Source organism: Streptomyces qaidamensis (assembly GCF_001611795.1).
GTDB classification, from domain to species: domain Bacteria; phylum Actinomycetota; class Actinomycetes; order Streptomycetales; family Streptomycetaceae; genus Streptomyces; species Streptomyces qaidamensis.
In genome coordinates, this window is record NZ_CP015098.1 from 2,531,713 (window position 1) to 2,548,316 (window position 16,604).

15 protein-coding genes and 1 riboswitch are annotated in these 16,604 nt (G+C 68.7%); of the genes, 4 read left to right on the plus strand and 11 right to left on the minus strand.

Annotated elements, in window-relative coordinates:
- Positions 1 to 104: 104 nt before the first annotated feature.
- Positions 105 to 221: riboswitch (SAM riboswitch) on the minus strand.
- 86 nt (positions 222 to 307) lie between these two features.
- From trpD to ctaE, 5 genes are all read right to left on the minus strand, one after another.
- Positions 308 to 1,372 (minus strand): anthranilate phosphoribosyltransferase, encoded by a 1,065-nt coding sequence (trpD, locus tag A4E84_RS11095; protein WP_062926398.1) that lies wholly within the window; start codon positions 1,370 to 1,372, stop codon positions 308 to 310.
- Between the two features lie 137 nt (positions 1,373 to 1,509).
- Positions 1,510 to 3,132 carry a cytochrome bc1 complex cytochrome b subunit gene (qcrB, locus tag A4E84_RS11100; RefSeq protein ID WP_062926399.1) on the minus strand — a complete coding sequence of 541 codons (1,623 nt, stop codon included), beginning with the start codon at positions 3,130 to 3,132 and terminating at the stop codon, positions 1,510 to 1,512.
- Positions 3,129 to 4,202 (minus strand): cytochrome bc1 complex Rieske iron-sulfur subunit, encoded by a 1,074-nt coding sequence (qcrA, locus tag A4E84_RS11105; RefSeq protein WP_062926400.1) that lies wholly within the window; start codon positions 4,200 to 4,202, stop codon positions 3,129 to 3,131. Before qcrA ends, qcrB begins: the two co-directional genes overlap by 4 nt.
- Positions 4,199 to 5,011, minus strand: coding sequence for a cytochrome bc1 complex diheme cytochrome c subunit (gene qcrC / locus A4E84_RS11110; protein WP_062926401.1), 813 nt, complete (start codon positions 5,009 to 5,011; stop codon positions 4,199 to 4,201). The genes qcrA and qcrC overlap by 4 nt, the downstream gene beginning before the upstream one ends.
- 81 nt (positions 5,012 to 5,092) lie before the next feature.
- Entirely contained in the window at positions 5,093 to 5,713 is a 621-nt protein-coding gene (ctaE, locus tag A4E84_RS11115) for an aa3-type cytochrome oxidase subunit III (protein ID WP_033312739.1), read from the minus strand.
- A 145-nt stretch (positions 5,714 to 5,858) separates the two neighbouring features.
- On the opposite strand from ctaE, the gene A4E84_RS11120 reads away from it, so the two are divergent.
- Positions 5,859 to 6,260, plus strand: coding sequence for a hypothetical protein (locus A4E84_RS11120; protein WP_062926402.1), 402 nt, complete (start codon positions 5,859 to 5,861; stop codon positions 6,258 to 6,260).
- Positions 6,261 to 6,423: 163 nt separating this feature from the next.
- On the opposite strand, the gene A4E84_RS11125 is transcribed toward A4E84_RS11120, so the two are convergent.
- From A4E84_RS11125 to ctaC, 4 genes are all read right to left on the minus strand, one after another.
- Positions 6,424 to 7,677, minus strand: coding sequence for a L,D-transpeptidase (locus tag A4E84_RS11125; RefSeq protein ID WP_062926403.1), 1,254 nt, complete (start codon positions 7,675 to 7,677; stop codon positions 6,424 to 6,426).
- Positions 7,678 to 7,808: 131 nt separating this feature from the next.
- Positions 7,809 to 8,207 (minus strand): cytochrome c oxidase subunit 4, encoded by a 399-nt coding sequence (locus A4E84_RS11130; protein WP_062926404.1) that lies wholly within the window; start codon positions 8,205 to 8,207, stop codon positions 7,809 to 7,811.
- Positions 8,204 to 9,940 (minus strand): aa3-type cytochrome oxidase subunit I, encoded by a 1,737-nt coding sequence (ctaD, locus tag A4E84_RS11135; protein WP_062926405.1) that lies wholly within the window; start codon positions 9,938 to 9,940, stop codon positions 8,204 to 8,206. Before ctaD ends, A4E84_RS11130 begins: the two co-directional genes overlap by 4 nt.
- Positions 9,937 to 10,902, minus strand: coding sequence for an aa3-type cytochrome oxidase subunit II (gene ctaC, locus A4E84_RS11140; protein WP_062926406.1), 966 nt, complete (start codon positions 10,900 to 10,902; stop codon positions 9,937 to 9,939). Before ctaC ends, ctaD begins: the two co-directional genes overlap by 4 nt.
- A 266-nt stretch (positions 10,903 to 11,168) precedes the next feature.
- On the opposite strand from ctaC, the gene A4E84_RS11145 reads away from it, so the two are divergent.
- Complete coding sequence (locus A4E84_RS11145) at positions 11,169 to 12,548, plus strand: cysteine desulfurase/sulfurtransferase TusA family protein (protein WP_079128936.1); 1,380 nt, start codon at positions 11,169 to 11,171, stop codon at positions 12,546 to 12,548.
- A gap of 57 nt (positions 12,549 to 12,605) precedes the next feature.
- Here the strand turns inward: A4E84_RS11145 and A4E84_RS11150 are convergent, their stop codons facing one another.
- Positions 12,606 to 13,580, minus strand: a complete 975-nt coding sequence (locus tag A4E84_RS11150; protein ID WP_062926408.1) for a carbohydrate kinase family protein — start codon at positions 13,578 to 13,580, stop codon at positions 12,606 to 12,608.
- Between the two features lie 132 nt (positions 13,581 to 13,712).
- Between A4E84_RS11150 and A4E84_RS11155 the strand changes: the two genes are divergently transcribed.
- Entirely contained in the window at positions 13,713 to 13,922 is a 210-nt protein-coding gene (locus tag A4E84_RS11155; protein ID WP_062926409.1) for a hypothetical protein, read from the plus strand.
- Between the two features lie 146 nt (positions 13,923 to 14,068).
- Positions 14,069 to 15,967, plus strand: a complete 1,899-nt coding sequence (locus A4E84_RS11160) for a hypothetical protein (RefSeq protein ID WP_062926410.1) — start codon at positions 14,069 to 14,071, stop codon at positions 15,965 to 15,967.
- 89 nt (positions 15,968 to 16,056) lie between these two features.
- On the opposite strand, the gene erpA is transcribed toward A4E84_RS11160, so the two are convergent.
- Positions 16,057 to 16,413 carry an iron-sulfur cluster insertion protein ErpA gene (gene erpA, locus A4E84_RS11165; RefSeq protein WP_030837535.1) on the minus strand — a complete coding sequence of 119 codons (357 nt, stop codon included), beginning with the start codon at positions 16,411 to 16,413 and terminating at the stop codon, positions 16,057 to 16,059.
- Positions 16,414 to 16,604 lie beyond the last annotated feature (191 nt).

The window sequence follows — 16,604 nt, forward strand, 5'->3', positions numbered from 1 at the left end:
GGGGTGAGAGAAGAAGGGTGTGCGGAGGCGGGGCTCTGCGGCCCTATCGCATTCGCTTGCTCACGGGAGGCTCCTCGACGACCAGGACCCCTGGTATCTCGAGGGGTCCGCGCTTGCCACAGACCTCGCTGCCTGCGGCCTGGTCTTCACCCGGGGCACCCCGCCACGGACGGAGGGTTGCCGGACAGTCGGCCGGGGCCTCATGACTGTCACTCATGACCTGATCAGGAACGTACGCGAAAAGATCGGCGTCCCGCAACCCGAGTCCGGATCGCGGGACGCCGGTCCTTTCGCAGAACGGGATCCGCTACGCGTTGCTCGCGGCCACCCAGCGCTCCAGTGTCCGCTTCGCCGCCCCCGAGTCGATCGACTCGGCCGCCTTCGCCATCCCGGCGCGGATCTGCTCGGCCAGCGGCGCGGCGGTGGGCTCCAGGGCCACCAGTGCCGCCGCCGAGTTCAGCAGGACCGCCTCGCGGACCGGGCCTCTCTCGCCGTCCAGCAGGCGGCGGGCGACCTCGGCGTTGTAGGAGGCGTCGGCGCCGCGCAGCGCCTCGACCGGAACCAGTTCCAGGCCCACGTCACGCGGGTCGAAGGCTTCCTCGGTCACCTGGCCGTGCCGGACGATCCACACCCGGGAGGTGGCCGTGGTGGTCAGCTCGTCGAGGCCGTCGTCGCCCCGGAAGACCAGGGACGAGTTGCCGCGCTCGGCGAAGACTCCCGCGACGATCGGCGCCATGCGCGGGTCCGCCACGCCGACCGCCTGGGCACGGACCCGGGCCGGATTGGTGAGCGGGCCGAGGGCGTTGAACACCGTGCGGATGCCCAACTGGCCGCGGGCCGCGCCCGCGTGCCGCAGCGCCGGATGGAACTTCACCGCGAAGCAGAAGGTGATCCCGGCCTCGTCGGCGACCTGTGCGACGCGGTGCAGCGGCAGCTCCAGGTTGACGCCGAGCTTCTCCAGCACGTCCGAGGCCCCGGACGCCGAGGAGGCGGCCCGGTTGCCGTGCTTGACGACCTTCGCGCCCGTCCCGGCGACGACGATCGAGGACATCGTGGAGATGTTGACCGTCTTCGCGCCGTCACCGCCGGTGCCGACGATGTCGACCGTCGCCCCGGGCACCTCGATCACGTTGGCGTGCTCGTACATCGTGCGGACCAGGCCGTTGATCTCCTCGACGGTCTCGCCCTTGGCGCGCAGCGCGACGACGAACCCGGCGATCTGCGCCTCGGTCGCCTCGCCGCGCATGATCCGGTCCATCGCCCAGGCGGTGTCGTCCGCGCTCAGGTGCCTGCCGTCCAGCAGGCCGTTCAGCAGCCGGGGCCAGGAGCGGCCCGCCGCGGTGTCGCCTCCAGCGGGGGTCACAGCGCTCATAAGCCGCTCCAGGGTCAGGCGTCCCGCACTACGGGACGAGAGTCTCAACGAGGTCCACCCTATCCAGCCCCGGGCATGACGAAGGGCCCCGTCCGGCGATCGGACGAGGCCCCTCGTGTGGCGTGGCGAAGCAGTGATCAGTGGTGGCCGTGGCCGCTCGTGATCTCCCGGTACTCCTCGGCGGTGGGCTTCGGGATCTGGGCGCCCTCGCCGTAGTAGGCGTCGCTGAGCTTGGCGCGCAGCTTCTCGGAGCCCTTCACCTTGCGCTCGACACCGTTCTCGTCGACCGTCGGGCCGATCTCGGCCGGCTGGTACTGCTCGTGCGCCGTGAGCGTGTACATCTGCTCCTGGCTGAGCGGCTCGTGCACCTCGATGAACTCACCGTGCGGCAGGCGCTTGATGATGCCCGACTCGCGGCCGTGCAGCACCTTCTCCTTGTCCCGGCGCTGCAGGCCGAGGCAGATGCGCTTGGTGACGATGAAGGCGAGGACCGGTCCGACGAAGAACCCGATCCGGACGAACCAGGTCACCGCGTTGATCGACAGGTGGAAGTGGGTGGCGACGATGTCGTTGCCACCGCCGATCAGCATGATGACGTAGCCGGTGACCCACGCGACACCGACACCGGTGCGGGTCGGGGCGTTGCGCGGCCGGTCCAGGATGTGGTGCTCGCGCTTGTCCCCGGTGACCCACGACTCGATGAACGGGTAGAGGGCGATGATCCCGAGGAACACACCGAAGAGCACCAGCGGGATGAACACGCCCAGGACGAGTGTGTGGCCCCAGAGGTTGATCTCCCAGCCCGGCATCGCCCGGATCAGGCCTTCGGCGAAGCCCATGTACCAGTCGGGCTGGGCGCCGGTCGACACCTGGTCGGGCCGGTACGGGCCCAGGACCCAGATCGGGTTGATCGTCGCGATCGCGGAGAGGGCCGCGATGAAACCGAAGACCAGGAAGAAGAAGCCTCCGGCCTTGGCCATGTAGACCGGCAGCAGGGGCATGCCGACGACGTTCTTGTTGGTCCGGCCGGGACCCGCGAACTGGGTGTGCTTGTGGTAGAAGACCAGGATCAGGTGGCCGACCACGAGCCCGAGCATGATGCCCGGCAGCAGCAGGATGTGGATCGAGTAGAACCGGGCGATGAAGTCGGTGCCCGGGAACTCCCCGCCGAACAGGAACATCGAGATGTACGTGCCGACGATCGGCACGGACAGGATCGCGCCCTGGGTGAAGCGGACACCGGTGCCGGAGAGCAGGTCGTCCGGGAGCGAGTAGCCGGTGAAACCGGTGAACATGCCCAGGACGAACAGCAGGAAGCCGAACAGCCAGTTGATCTCACGCGGCTTGCGGAACGCGCCGGTGAAGAAGACGCGCATCATGTGCACGAACATGCCGGCGAGGAAGATGATCGCCGCCCAGTGGTGGATCTGCCGGATGAGCAGACCGCCGCGGACGTCGAAGCTGATGTCCAGCGTGGAGGCGAACGCCTCACTCATCAGCACGCCCTGCATGGGGACGTAACTGCCGTGGTACTCCACCTCGTTCATCGACGGGTGGAAGAACAGCGTCAGGTACACACCCGTGAGGATGATGATGATGAAGCTGTAGAGGCAGATCTCACCCAGCATGAAGGACCAGTGGTCCGGGAAGATCTTGCGCATGTTGGCCTTGGCCAGGGAGTAGATCCCGAGGCGGCCGTCGGCCCAGTCGGCGACCCGCTCACCCGCGGGCGCCTTGCGTCGTTCTTGTGCAGTGCTCATCCGCGCTCCCAGAAAGCAGGGCCGACGGGCTCGTCGAAGTCGCCGAGCGCCTCAAGATAGCCCTCGTCGTTCACGCCGATGCGGAGCTGCGGCAGGGCGTGACCGGCGGGACCGAAGATCACTCGGGCACCGTCGGAGAGGTCGAAGGTGGACTGGTGGCAGGGGCAGAGCACGTGATGCGTCTGCTGCTCGTACAGGGAGATCGGGCAACCGACGTGGGTGCAGATCTTCGAGTACGCGACGATGCCCTCGTGCGACCACTCGAGCTCGCGCTTGTCCTTGATGTCCTCCGGCTGGATCCGGACGATCATCAGGGCGGCCTTGGCGATCTCGTTCTGGAACCCGTGGTCGTGCTCCTCCAGGCCCTCGGGCTTGGCGAAGGTCAGCGAACCGACCGCGACATCGGACGGACGCAGCGGCTCGTTCGTGTTCATGTTGACGAGCAGCTTGCCCTTGGACCAGAGCGTGTGGCGGAGCTTCGTGCCGGGCAGCGGACCGAGGTCGCGCAGCAGCACGACGCCGGAGAGCGGCACCAGCGTGAGCGCGCCGAGCATCGTGTTGCGGATCAGCTTGCGGCGGCCGAGCGCGGACTCCTTGGCGCCCTGGTTGAAGTCCGCGAAGACCTTCTCGCGGACCTCGGGCGTCGCCTCGATCGGGTGCCGCTCGTCGGCGACCTCCACGTCCGACATCAGGGTCCGGGCCCAGTGGACGGCGCCCGCGCCGATGCAGAACAGCGCGATGCCGAGCGTCATGCCCAGCGCGAAGTTCAGGGCGCTGATGTGGCCGAGCGGCCAGATGTAGACCGCCTTGTCGACCGGGATCGCCACGAACGAGGCGATGAAGGCGACCGTGGCCAGCATCGACACCGTGAACATCAGGGCGACCGAGCGCTCCGACCGCTTGGCGGCCCGCTCGTCGACGTCCTGGATCCGGTGCTCGTGGGGCGGCAGGCCCGGGTCGGCGAACGGGTGCTTGTCGTCCGCGACGCTCACCGCGTCGTGCCCGTGCTGGTCATGTCCTGCGGACTGCGCGGCAGGCAGGTTCTCTTCTGGAATGTCTTGGCTACTCATGACTTCTTGGCCTTTGCGGTCCGGGCGGCGACCCACACGGCGACGGCGATCAGACCGCCGAGACCGAAGATCCAGCCGAACAGGCCCTCGCTGACCGGCCCGAGGCCACCCAGTGCGAGGCCGCCGGGGCTCTCGGTCTTTTCGCTGTTGACCGCGTCGAGGTACGCGATGATGTCCTTCTTGTTCTTCTCCGACAGTGTGGTGTCGGGGAAGGACGGCATGTTCTGCGGGCCGGTCTGCATGGCCTCGTAGATGTGCTTCGGGGCGACGTCTTCGAGGCTCGGCGCGTACTTGCCGTGTGTCAGCGCACCGCCCTTGCCGGTGAAGTTGTGGCACTGCGCGCAGTTGTTGCGGAACAGCTCACCGCCCTTGGCGATGTCGGCACCCTCGGGGCCGTACTGCTCCTCCGTCGGGATCGACGGGCCGGCGCCCAGCGAGGCGATGTACGCCGCGAGCTGGTCGATCTCGGCCTGCGAGTAGATGTTCTTCTTCTCCGGGACCTGGGGGCCCTGGGAGGTGGCGGCCGGCATACGGCCGGTGGCCACCTGGAAGTCGACGGCCGCGGCGCCCACACCCACCAGGCTCGGCCCGTCGGAGGTGCCCTGACCGCCGGTGCCGTGGCAACTGGCGCAGCCGACGGCGTAGAGCTTCTTGCCCTCCTCGATGGTGAGGGACTGGGCGGTTTCGTCGGCCTGCGCCTTGTCCGCGGGTGCGAACACGGCGTACAGCCCCCCGGTGCATGCCAGCGCGAGGAGTAGGACGACGAGCGCCGCCAGCGGGTGGCGTCGTCGTGCGGAGAGCTTTTTCACGGATTACCCCGGTGTCAGGATCTTCTGCGTCGATGCTTCTGGGATGCGCGCTTCGTCGAGCACGCGCGGATGCGGGCCCTGCTACTTGATCATGTAGATCGTGGCGAAGAGACCGATCCAGACGACATCGACGAAGTGCCAGTAGTAGGACACGACGATCGCGGCCGTCGCCTGCTCGTGGGTGAACCTCCGGGCCGCGTAGGTCCGGCCCAGGACCAGCAGGAAGGCGATGAGTCCGCCCGTCACGTGCAGTCCGTGGAAGCCGGTGGTCAGGTAGAACACCGAGCCGTACGGGTCGGAGGACAGGGACAGGCCCGCCTCCTTGACCAGCTCCGTGTACTCGAAGACCTGACCGCCGATGAAGATCGCACCCATTACGAAGGTGACGATGAACCACATCCGCAGCTTCTTCACGTCACCGCGCTCGGCGGCGAAGACGCCGAGCTGGCAGGTGAGCGAGGAGAGCACCAGGATGGTGGTGTTCGTCGCCGAGAACGGGAAGTTGAGATGGGCAGCCATCTCCTTCCAGTGATCGGGACCCGTCACCGATCGCAGGGTGAAGTACATCGCGAAGAGGGCCGCGAAGAACATCAGCTCGGAACTCAGCCAGATGATCGTTCCGACGCTGGTGAGGTTCGGCCGATTGACCGACGGGTGCGCGTGCCCGGTTTCTACTGTCGTTGCTGTCGCCACGACCGACATTATGTCGGTCGCTTATCCCGCCCTCACTCCGGGGGGTGCCGTTCGGAGTGTCTAAGCCGGTCGTACCGGTGTTGACGTGGTGTTCAAGGGAGTAGCATCCGGCCCAACGGGCCTGTCCTTACGACGCTGACGTCACGGAGGAACAATGCAGCCGACCGCCACGGTGCTGGTCTACAGCGACGACTCCAACACCCGCGAACAGGTGCGGCTCGCCACGGGACGGAGGCCTGCTCCGGACGTTCCCGTGGTCGAGTTCCTGGAGTGTGCGACTCCGGACGCGGTGCTGCGGGAACTGGACCGGGGCGGGATCGACGTCTGTGTGCTGGACGGCGAGGCCGTGCCGAGGGGGGGCATGGGCGTCTGCCGGCAGATCAAGGACGAGGTGTTCGACTGCCCGCCGGTGCTGCTGCTGATCGGGCGGCCCCAGGACGCGTGGCTGGCGACCTGGAGCCGGGCCGAGTCCGCGGTGACCCTGCCGGTGGAGCCGGTGGAGTTCGCCTCCGCGCTGGCTTCTCTGTTGCGGGACAAGGCGGCTCTGAACGCCTAGGGGCTCGGTCCGCCTTGTTCGTCGGCTAGGGGCTCGGTTCGCCTTGTTCGTCGGCGGCTGCGGGCGCGTGGGGGTTGTTCGCGCCCACGCGCCCGCAGCCGCATGTCCGATATAGCCCCGCGCCCTGAGGGACGTGCCCCTGAGGGACGTGCCCTGAGGGCGTCTAGACGCTCTGAGGGCGTAGACGGGCCCTGTCGGCCTCCGTCGGGCCGTCCGGGGTGCCGCCCACGAGTGCGCTGCCGGTGCGCCACTTCGCCCAGTCGAGGTTCCAGTCGCCGAAGCCGTTGCCGAAGGGGGCCATCATGTCGCCGCCGGAGTTGATGACCTTGACGATGTCGCCCTCGCGGACGGTGTCGTAGAACCAGGCGGCGTTCTCGGTGCTCATGCCGGTGCAGCCGTGGCTGACGTTGGCGTAGCCCTGGGAGCCGACGGACCAGGGGGCGGCGTGGACGTACTCGCCGCTGTTGGTGACCCGGACCGAGTGGTGCACGATCAGGTCGTAGAAGTCCGCGGCGCCGATGCTGGCGCTGGTCATGCGGACGGTGCCCTCCTTGGCCAGGACGACCTTGACCCCGTTGCGGGTGTCGTAGCCGGGCATGCCCGTGGTGACCGGTATCTGCCGGACGATCTCGTCGTTCTTGTAGACGGTCATCTGGTGGGCGGCGGCGTCCGTGACGGCTATGAGCTTGTCGGCGGTGGAGAAGGTCAGCGGCTTGGCCTTGCCGCCCCACATCCGGTCGCCGATCTTGATGCCCTGCAGGTTGCTGCGGACCTGGACGGTGGCCTGGGCGGGCCAGTAGTCCTTCGGGCGGTAGTGGAGCTTCTTGTCGTCCACCCAGTGCCACGCGCCGTCCGTGGAGGGCGTCGAGGAGACCTTGAGGGCGCGTTCCACGACGGCTCGCTGGGTCTTGTCCTTGACGGGCTGGCTCAGCTCGGCCGTGACGGGCTGGCCGACTCCGTAGGTGCCCGTCTTGGGCCCGAAGGTGACGTCCAGGCGCTTCTTGGTGGTCGGCTTGCCGGTGTCGAAGGTGACGACCTTGCGGCCGGGTGCCCCGTCCTCGTCCTCGGTGCTCACACGGACCGTGTAGCTGGCGTTTGCGGCGAGCGGGGAGGTGCTGTGCCAGCGGCTGCCGTCGGCGGCGAGTTCGCCCGCCACGTAGCGTCCTGAGGCGTCGTGGGCGGTGACGTCAGTGATGCGCCCGTCGGAGTCCTCTACGACTTCCAGGGGCTTGTCCGGGTCGGCCTTTTTGCGGCCTTCCGAGGGGGCGTTGAAGGAGACCTGGTCCGCCGCGTCGTAGGGGCGGGCGGCCAGCGGGTTGCCGTCCGAGCCGCAGGCGGTGACGCCCGCGCAGAGGGCGATCACCAGCAGCGTGCAGCCGACGACGGTGCGGGGGCGGGATATCACTGTCTGGCTCATGAGCTCACGCTAGGAAGCAACGTCAACAGCGGCACGCCGAGCGACCCGGACGAGTGACACGTATTACGGCAAAAGCAGGGGCCCGGACGCTCCTTGCGGAGTGTCCGGGCCCCTGAAGCGCTCGGCGCGTGTTACTGGGTGCGGTTCTCACCGCGGTAGTACTCGAACACCCAGCCCCAGACACCGATCAGGATGATCGGCAGCGAGAAGTACATCAGCCACCAGCCGATCGCGATCGACAGGAAGGCGAGGGCACCACCGATGGCCAGGGAGAGCGGCTGCCAGCTGTGCGGGCTGAAGAACCCGACCTCGCCGGCGTCGTCCGCGACGTCCGCCTCCTTGTCGTCCTGCGCACCGACATCGACCCGCTTGGCCGTGAAGCCGAGGTAGAAGCCGATCATGATGCACAGGCCGAAGGTCAGGAAGAGGGCCGTGGTGCCGGCCGGCTCCTTCGACCACACGCCATAGACGACCGCCATGACGAGCACGAAGACGCTCAGCCACATGAACATCTTGCCCTGGATCTTCACTTGCCGGCCTCCTTGCCGCCAGCGAGGGCCTTGTCACCGTGGCCCACGTTCTCGAGCTGGTCGAGAGCAGCGATCTCCGGGTGGTGCAGGTCGAACGCCGGGGATTCACTGCGGATCCGCGGCATGGTGATGAAGTTGTGCCGCGGCGGCGGGCAGGAGGTCGCCCACTCCAGGGAGCGGCCGTAGCCCCACGGGTCGTCGACGCCGACCGGCTTGCCGTACTTGGCCGTCTTCCACACGTTGTAGAAGAACGGCAGGATCGACATGCCGAGCAGGAACGAGCTGATCGTCGAGATCGTGTTCAGCGCGGTGAAGCCGTCGGCCGCGAGGTAGTCCGCGTACCGGCGGGGCATGCCCTCGGCGCCCAGCCAGTGCTGGACCAGGAACGTGCCGTGGAAGCCGATGAACAGCGTCCAGAAGGTGATCTTGCCGAGGCGCTCGTCCAGCATCTTGCCGGTCCACTTCGGCCACCAGAAGTGGAAGCCGGAGAACATCGCGAACACCACGGTGCCGAAGACGACGTAGTGGAAGTGGGCCACCACGAAGTACGAGTCGGAGACGTGGAAGTCCATCGGCGGCGAAGCCAGGATGACACCGGTCAGACCACCGAAGGTGAAGGTGATCAGGAAGCCGGTCGCCCAGAGCATCGGTGTCTCGAAGGACAACGAGCCCTTCCACATCGTTCCGATCCAGTTGAAGAACTTCACACCGGTGGGGACGGCGATGAGGAACGTCATGAAGGAGAAGAACGGCAGCAGCACACCGCCGGTGACGTACATGTGGTGCGCCCACACCGTCACCGACAGACCCGCGATGGCGATCGTCGCGCCGATCAGACCGGTGTAACCGAACATCGGCTTACGGGAGAAGACCGGGATGACCTCGGAGATGATGCCGAAGAACGGCAACGCGATGATGTACACCTCTGGATGGCCGAAGAACCAGAAGAGGTGTTGCCACAGCAAGGCGCCGCCGTTGGCGGAGTCGAAGATGTGGGCGCCGAACTTGCGGTCCGCCTCCAGGGCGAACAGGGCCGCGGCCAGGACCGGGAAGGCGAGCAGGACCAGGACACCGGTCAGCAGCACGTTCCAGGTGAAGATCGGCATGCGGAACATCGTCATGCCCGGGGCGCGCATGCAGATGATCGTGGTGATGAAGTTGACCGAGCCGAGGATCGTGCCGAAGCCGGAGAAGGCCAGACCCATGATCCACATGTCGGCGCCGATGCCCGGGGAGCGGACCGCGTCCGAGAGCGGGCTGTAGGCGAACCAGCCGAAGTCGGCCGCGCCCTGCGGGGTGAGGAAGCCGCCCACCGCGATGAGCGAGCCGAACAGGTACAGCCAGTAGGCGAACATGTTCAGCCGCGGGAACGCCACGTCCGGCGCGCCGATCTGCAGCGGCATGATCCAGTTCGCGAAGCCGGCGAACAGCGGCGTCGCGAACATCAGCAGCATGATCGTGCCGTGCATCGTGAACGCCTGGTTGAACTGCTCGTTCGACATGATCTGCAGACCAGGCCGGGCGAGCTCGGCGCGCATGAGCAGCGCCATCACGCCGCCGATGACGAAGAACGCGAACGACGTGGCCAGGTACAGCGTGCCGATCGTCTTGTGGTCCGTCGTCGTCAGCCACTTGACCACGACACTGCCGCGGTTCTGGCGCCTGACCGGCAGCTCGTCCTGGTAGTGGGACCCTGCTGCCGCGGCACCCTGGGGTTCGTTGAGGATGCTCACAGGTTGTTCGTCTCCCGGTTCTTCTCGTGGCTCGTCTGCGCGATGCCGGCAGGAACGTAACCGTTCTGCTGCTTGTCCACGAGGTCCTTGAGGTGCTGCTCGTAGCGCTCGGGGGAGACCACCTTGACGTTGAACAGCATCCGAGAGTGGTCGACGCCGCAGAGCTCGGCGCACTTGCCCAGGAAGGTGCCCTCCTTGTTGGGGGTCACTTCGAAGGCGTTGGTGTGGCCCGGGATGACGTCCTGCTTCATCAGGAACGGCACCACCCAGAAGGAGTGGATGACGTCACGCGAGGTCAGCACGAAGCGGACCGTCTTGCCCTTGGGCAGCCAGAGCGTCGGGCCCGGGTTGTTGGTCTGCGGGTTCCGGGTGCCGGGGGTGCCGCAGTCGTAGACGCCGCCGGCGTTCGCCGGGAAGTCCTTCTTGAAGCGGTCCGGGATCGCGTCCAGTTCCTTCGAGGTCTTGGCGTCCCCGGTGGAACCGGCGACCGGCTCGATGTAGTTGAAGCACCAGCTCCACTGGAAGCCGACCACGTTGACCGTGACGTCGGGCTTCTTCTTGAGGCTGAGCAGCTCGGACTCGTCACGGGCGGTGAAGTAGAACAGCACCGAGACGATGATGAGCGGGACCACTGTGTACAGCGCCTCGATGGGCATGTTGTACCGGGTCTGCGGAGGAACTTCGACCTTGGTGCGGCTGCGCCGGTGGAAGAAAGCACTCCACAGGATCAGACCCCACACCAGCACGCCGACGGCGAGCGCAGCCGCCCAGGAACCCTGCCACAGGGAGAGGATCCGCGGAGCCTCTTCCGTGGTCGGGGTGGGCATACCAAGGCGGGGGAAGTCTTCCCAGTTGTACGAGCAACCGGTGGCTGTCGCCAAGACCAGGCCCGCGGTCAGTGCCTGCAGCAGCTTCCGCCGCATCGGGCGCCGCGGCGAGCGGTCGGAGCCGTTGGGACTCACGTAGCGCCTTCCCGAGAGTCTCGCCCGCGCGGATCGGCTGCGGCCTGGCCTTCTCGCTGGTCGGTCGCGGCCCTGCGTCGGGCAGGGGTTTGGATGTTTATGCGGACCAAACCCTAGCCGACGCCCTCCGGGGGTTCTCCGGGAGGGGGGCCTAGTGGAGTGGGGTGTTCGCTTGATTGGCGGGTGCGGCGTTCGTTGTGCCGGTTCGCGCAGTTCCCCGTGCCCCTTTGAGGACGTTTGCCTGCTGGGCGTTTTAGGTTTGGCGAGTGGGTTACTTCGATGCTGCTTCCGGTGCTCCCCTTCATCCTGTTGCCCGGCAGGCTCTGCTGGCCTCCCTCGATGAAGGGTGGGCAGATCCTGCGCGCCTGTACAGGGAGGGGCGTCGGGCCCGGATGCTGCTCGACGCGGCACGGGAGGCCGCCGCCGAGGCCGTGGGGTGCCGGGCAGACGAGCTGGTGTTCACCTCGTCCGGAAGCCGTGCCGTGTACACGGGCGTTGCGGGGGCGCTGGCCGGGCGGCGGCGGGCCGGACGCCACCTGATCGTGTCAGCCGTCGAACACTCCTCTGTACTCCATTCGGCCGAGGCGCACGAGAGGGGCGGCGGGTCCGTCACCCAGGTGCCCGTCGACCGGGGCGGAGCGGTGGATCCGGTCGCCTACGGCGATGCCCTGCGCGGGGACACCGCGCTGGCGTGCCTCCAGTCCGCCAATCACGAGGTGGGGACCGAGCAGCCGGTCGGGGCGGTGGCCGAGGTGTGCCGGGAGGCCGGGGTGCCGTTGCTGGTGGACGCGGCGCAGTCGCTCGGGTGGGGGCCGGTGGACGGGGGCTGGTCGCTGCTGACGGCCAGTGCGCACAAATGGGGCGGGCCGTCCGGTGTCGGGCTGCTCGTGGTCCGCAAGGGCGTGCGGTTCGCGGCGCAAGGGCCGGTGGACGAGCGGGAGTCGGGGCGGGCGCCCGGTTTCGAGAACATCCCGGCGATCGTGGCGGCGGCCGCGTCGCTCCGGGCCGTGCGGGCCGAGGCCGCCGAGGAGGCCGTGCGCCTGCGGGAGCTGACGGACCGGATCCGGGCCGGTGTGCCGCGGCTGGTGCCCGACGTCGAGGTCGTCGGCGACCCGGTGCGCCGGCTGCCCGGGGTCGTCACCTTCTCCTGTCTCTACGTCGACGGGGAGGCGCTGCTGCACGAGCTGGACCGGGAGGGCTTCTCGGTCTCGTCCGGATCGTCCTGCACGAGCAGCACGCTGACGCCGAGCCACGTCCTGCGGGCGATGGGCGTGCTGAGTGAAGGGAATGTGCGGGTTTCGCTGCCGCCGGGGGTGACCGAGGAGGATGTGGAGAGGTTCCTGGCCGTCCTGCCCGGGGCGGTGTCGGCCGTGCGGGAGAAGCTGGGCGCGCCGGTCGTCTCCGAGGTCGTCCGCGAGGAGGACGTCCTGGTCGTGGACTCCCTCGGCAAGCGGTGCCCGATCCCGGTGATCGAGCTGGCGAAGGTCATCGGTGACGTACCCGTGGGTGGCGTGGTGCGGGTCCTCTCCGACGACGAGGCGGCTCGCCTGGACATCCCGGCGTGGTGCGAGATGAGGAACCAGGAGTACGTGGGCGAGGAGCCGGCGGACCAAGGAACGGCGTACTTGATCCGCCGGGCGGGCTGAGAAGGCTCAGGGGCGCGGGGAGCTGCGCGCATCACCCCCACGCACCCGCAGCCGAACTCAGGCCAGACGCCCCCGAACCTCTTCCGCGGCCTCGTCCCCGTACGCCTTCGTGAACCGCTCCATGAAGTGCCCGCGGCGCAGCTGGTACTCCTGCGTCCCCACCGTCTCGATGACGAGGGTGGCCAGCATGCAGCCGATCTGCGCGGCCCGCTCCAGGGAGACGCCCCAGGCCAGGCCCGACATGAAGCCCGCGCGGAAGGCGTCACCGACGCCCGTCGGGTCGGCCTTGCGCTCCTCGTCCGGCGTGCCGACCTCGATCGGGTCCTCGCCGGCCCGCTCGATGCGTACACCGCGCGCGCCCAGGGTGGTGACGCGGTGGCCGACGCGGGACAGGATCTCCTCGTCGCTCCAGCCGGTCTTGGTCTCGATGAGACCCTTCTCGTACTCGTTGGAGAAGAGGTACGTGGCCCCGTCCAGCAGGATGCGGATCTCCTCGCCGTCCATCCGGGCGATCTGCTGGGAGAAGTCGGCGGCGAACGGGATGGACCGGGAGCGGCACTCCTCGGTGTGGCGCAGCATGGCCTCGGGGTCGTCGGCGCCGATGGAGACCAGGTCGAGGCCGCCGACGCGGTCGGCGACGGTCTTCAGCTCGATGAGGCGGGCCTCGCTCATGGCGCCGGTGTAGAAGGAGCCGATCTGGTTGTGGTCGGCGTCGGTCGTGCACACGAAGCGGGCGGTGTGCAGCGTGTCGGAGATGCGGACGGAGTCGGTGTCGACGCCGTGCCGCTCCAGCCAGGCGCGGTACTCGTCGAAGTCCGCGCCCGCGGCGCCGACCAGGATCGGGCGGGTGCCGAGCTGCCCCATGCCGAACGCGATGTTGGCGGCGACGCCGCCGCGGCGGACGTCGAGCTTGTCGACCAGGAACGACAGCGAGACCGTGTGCAGCTGGTCCGCTACGAGCTGGTCGGCGAAGCGGCCGGGGAAGGTCATGAGGTGGTCGGTGGCGATGGAGCCGGTGACTGCGATGCGCACGGCGTGGATTCTCCTGAGGGAGGCGGACCTTGACAGTTCACGCTATCGGGTGGGCGGGGCGGCTCTGAAGGCATCGAAACTACCCGATAGTAGATCTTTCTCCGTGAGCTCGACCGTGCATACGGTGCCGCTATGACGAACCTCAAGGTCCATGCACCCGTTCCGGTCGATCTCGAAGGCGATCTGGCGTCGCTGGCCGGGGACGGGGCGCGGATGGCTCCGCACTGGGCGGTCCCCGACCGGGTCGCCTCGCGGCCGGTCTCCCCGGCCCTGATTCACGGCGTGTCCGTACCCCCCGCGTCGGCGCGGCTGCTCGACGCCATGGAGGACTACGGGGACTGAACGGCGCACACGCGGGAACCGTGTGCTCCCCCGCTGCGTCCCATCGCTGTCCCCCGTAAAGGGGAGGCGGGATACGACCCACCAGCGGGCCCGTAGGTGACGGGCCGGGTCCCATGGGACAGCTGTGCAGCCGAAGGAGCGATGCGGTGAACACCGAGCGACCCGACAAAGACGACGACGCCAGGGAAGCGGCCGGCGCCACCGCCGACGCCGACGCCCCGGAGGTCGAGGAGCCGGGTACGGCGGATGCCGGAACCTCGGCGGAGGCCGGGGCGTCGGCAGAAGCCGGGGGGCCTGCCGAGGCCAAGGTGTCGCCGGGTGCCGCGGACTCGGACGAGACCTCCGAGGTCACTGAGACCGCCAAGGCTTCTGAAGCCGAAGAAGCTGCCGAGGCCGAAGAGGCCCCCGAGGCCGAAGAGGCCCAGGCCCCCGAGGCCTCTCAAGCGCCGGATGAGGACGCACGGGCCGACGGGGGCAGCGAGGGGGAGGCGGCTGCGGGTGCCGAAGAGCCGGGCACACCGGAAGCCGGGAGCGTCGAGGAAGAAGCCCGCCCCGATGCCGCCCCGGTACCGGTGGGTGACCTCTCCCGGGACGAAGAGGACCTGGTCCGTCACGGCGGCGGCCGCCCCCGTACGCCCGCGATCATCGCCTCCGTCGCCGCCGCCGTGCTGCTGATCGGCGGTGGCGGGGCCTGGCTCGCCTCCAACGCGTCCAGCGGGTCGGGCGGCGGGACGTCGTCCGGTGCGCCCGGAGGGGACGACACTCCCCCGCCGCTCGCACTCGACGGCTACTCGGAGTCCACGGCGGGCGGCGGCAACGGCATCGCTCCCGGCGAGCCCAACCCCTACGGCGCCACCTACCGGGTCGACGGCACCCTCCCCGACGGCCCCGGCAAGGCTCCGGTGTACCGGGCGCAGGGCGAGGTCACGAAGGCGGAGGTGGCCCGGCTGGCGCAGGCCCTCGGGATCGACGGGTCGCCGGTGGCGCAGGGCGAGGCCTGGAAGATCGGGGGCCAGGACGGCTCGGGGCCCAGCCTCCAGGTGAACCGGCAGGCGCCGGGTGCCTGGACGTTCAGCCGGTACGCCCCGGGCACCGACGACTGCAAGGGCACCGACACCTGCACCGCCCCGCAGCCCGGCGGCACACCGGTGGGCGAGGACGCGGCGGTGAAGGCCGCGGCGCCGGTGCTGAAGGCGTTGGGTCAGGACGACGCGAAGCTCGACGCGAGCCAGGTCACGGGCGCCCAGCGGGTGGTGAACGCCTCCCCCGAGGTCGGTGGACTGCCCACGCACGGCTGGACGACCGGGATCACGGTCGGCTCCGACGGCGAGGTCGTCGGCGGCAGCGGCCAGCTGAAGGAACCGGTGAAGGGCGACACGTACCCCGTGGTCGGCGCGGAGAAGGCGCTGGACCTGATGGAGGGGCAGCCGAAGAGCGATCACCGGATGGGTGTCGGCGGCTGCGCCAGTCCCGTGCCGCTGAAGGACCGGCTGGAGCAGCCCTGCGAGCAGCCGTCGAGCGGCGCTCCCCAGCGGGACACGGTCACGGTCGAGAACGCGGTGTTCGGGCTGGCCGCGCATGTCGTGGACGGGCGGCAGGCGCTGGTGCCGTCCTGGCTGTTCGAGGTGACGGCGCCGGGCGCGAAGGACCCGTTCACGGTGACGTACCCGGCGGTGGAGCCGAAGTTCCTGGCCTCCCCCGAGCCGAGCGAGCCGAGTGACCGGCCGACGGCGGATCCGGGTCCGCGCGAGGTGAAGGTGAACGGCTACCGGGCCGAGGGCTCGGAGCTGACGGTGACCTTCACGGGCGGGGTGTGCTCCGACTACGACGTGAAGGCGAGCGAGAAGGGCGACGAGGTGACGGTCACGGTGACGTCGACCCCGTGGCCGAACAAGGTCTGCATCCTGATCGCCAAGGAGTTCCAGAAGACCGTGCAGCTGGACGAGCCGCTCGGTGACCGGGCGGTCGTGAACGCGGACGGCAAGGCGATCCCGCTGGCCAAGGAGGGCGCGCGGCTGCCGGCTCCGCCCACCAGGGAGCGGTAGGAGCGGCCGTACGGCACGAAGGCGGCGGCCCCGTCGGAGGGGGCCGCCGCCTTCGTCGTGTCCGCGGCCGCCGAAGCGGCTCGGCAGGCTCAGCTGAAGGAGTCGCCGCAGGCGCAGGAGCCCGTCGCGTTCGGGTTGTCGATCGTGAAGCCCTGCTTCTCGATGGTGTCCACGAAGTCGATCGTGGCACCGCCCAGGTACGGGGCGCTCATGCGGTCGGTGACCACCTTCACACCATCGAAGTCCTTCTCGACGTCGCCGTCGAGGGCGCGCTCGTCGAAGAAGAGCTGGTAGCGCAGGCCCGAGCAGCCGCCGGGCTGGACGGCGACGCGCAGCGCGAGGTCCTCGCGGCCTTCCTGGTCGAGCAGCGCCTTGACCTTGGACGCGGCGGCGTCGGTCAGGATGATGCCGTCGGTGACGGTGCTGGTCTCGTCCGATACGGACATCTACATCTCTCCCGGGTTGTACGGAGACTGCTTGCCGACGGTTCCAACCGGCGGGGCCTCGGAATCATTCCGGGGCCGGGCGCTCGATATCGGCTCCTTTTCATGCTCGCACACGCATCGGGAACCGGAAAACGGCTCTTTCCGGGTCTTCCCGGGAATGAACGGCGGCCCATCGGGATTCACGTCACACA

Excerpts from the sequence above, each read along its gene's own strand:
- trpD (WP_062926398.1), bottom strand. The coding sequence starts at position 1,372 with ATGAGCGCTGTGACCCCCGCTGGAGGCGACACCGCGGCGGGCCGCTCC.
- qcrB (WP_062926399.1), bottom strand. The coding sequence starts at position 3,132 with ATGAGCACTGCACAAGAACGACGCAAGGCGCCCGCGGGTGAGCGGGTC.
- qcrA (WP_062926400.1), bottom strand. The coding sequence starts at position 4,202 with ATGAGTAGCCAAGACATTCCAGAAGAGAACCTGCCTGCCGCGCAGTCC.
- ctaE (WP_033312739.1), bottom strand. The coding sequence starts at position 5,713 with ATGTCGGTCGTGGCGACAGCAACGACAGTAGAAACCGGGCACGCGCAC.
- A4E84_RS11120 (WP_062926402.1), top strand. The coding sequence starts at position 5,859 with ATGCAGCCGACCGCCACGGTGCTGGTCTACAGCGACGACTCCAACACC.
- A4E84_RS11125 (WP_062926403.1), bottom strand. The coding sequence starts at position 7,677 with ATGAGCCAGACAGTGATATCCCGCCCCCGCACCGTCGTCGGCTGCACG.
- A4E84_RS11155 (WP_062926409.1), top strand. The coding sequence starts at position 13,713 with ATGACGAACCTCAAGGTCCATGCACCCGTTCCGGTCGATCTCGAAGGC.
- erpA (WP_030837535.1), bottom strand. The coding sequence starts at position 16,413 with ATGTCCGTATCGGACGAGACCAGCACCGTCACCGACGGCATCATCCTG.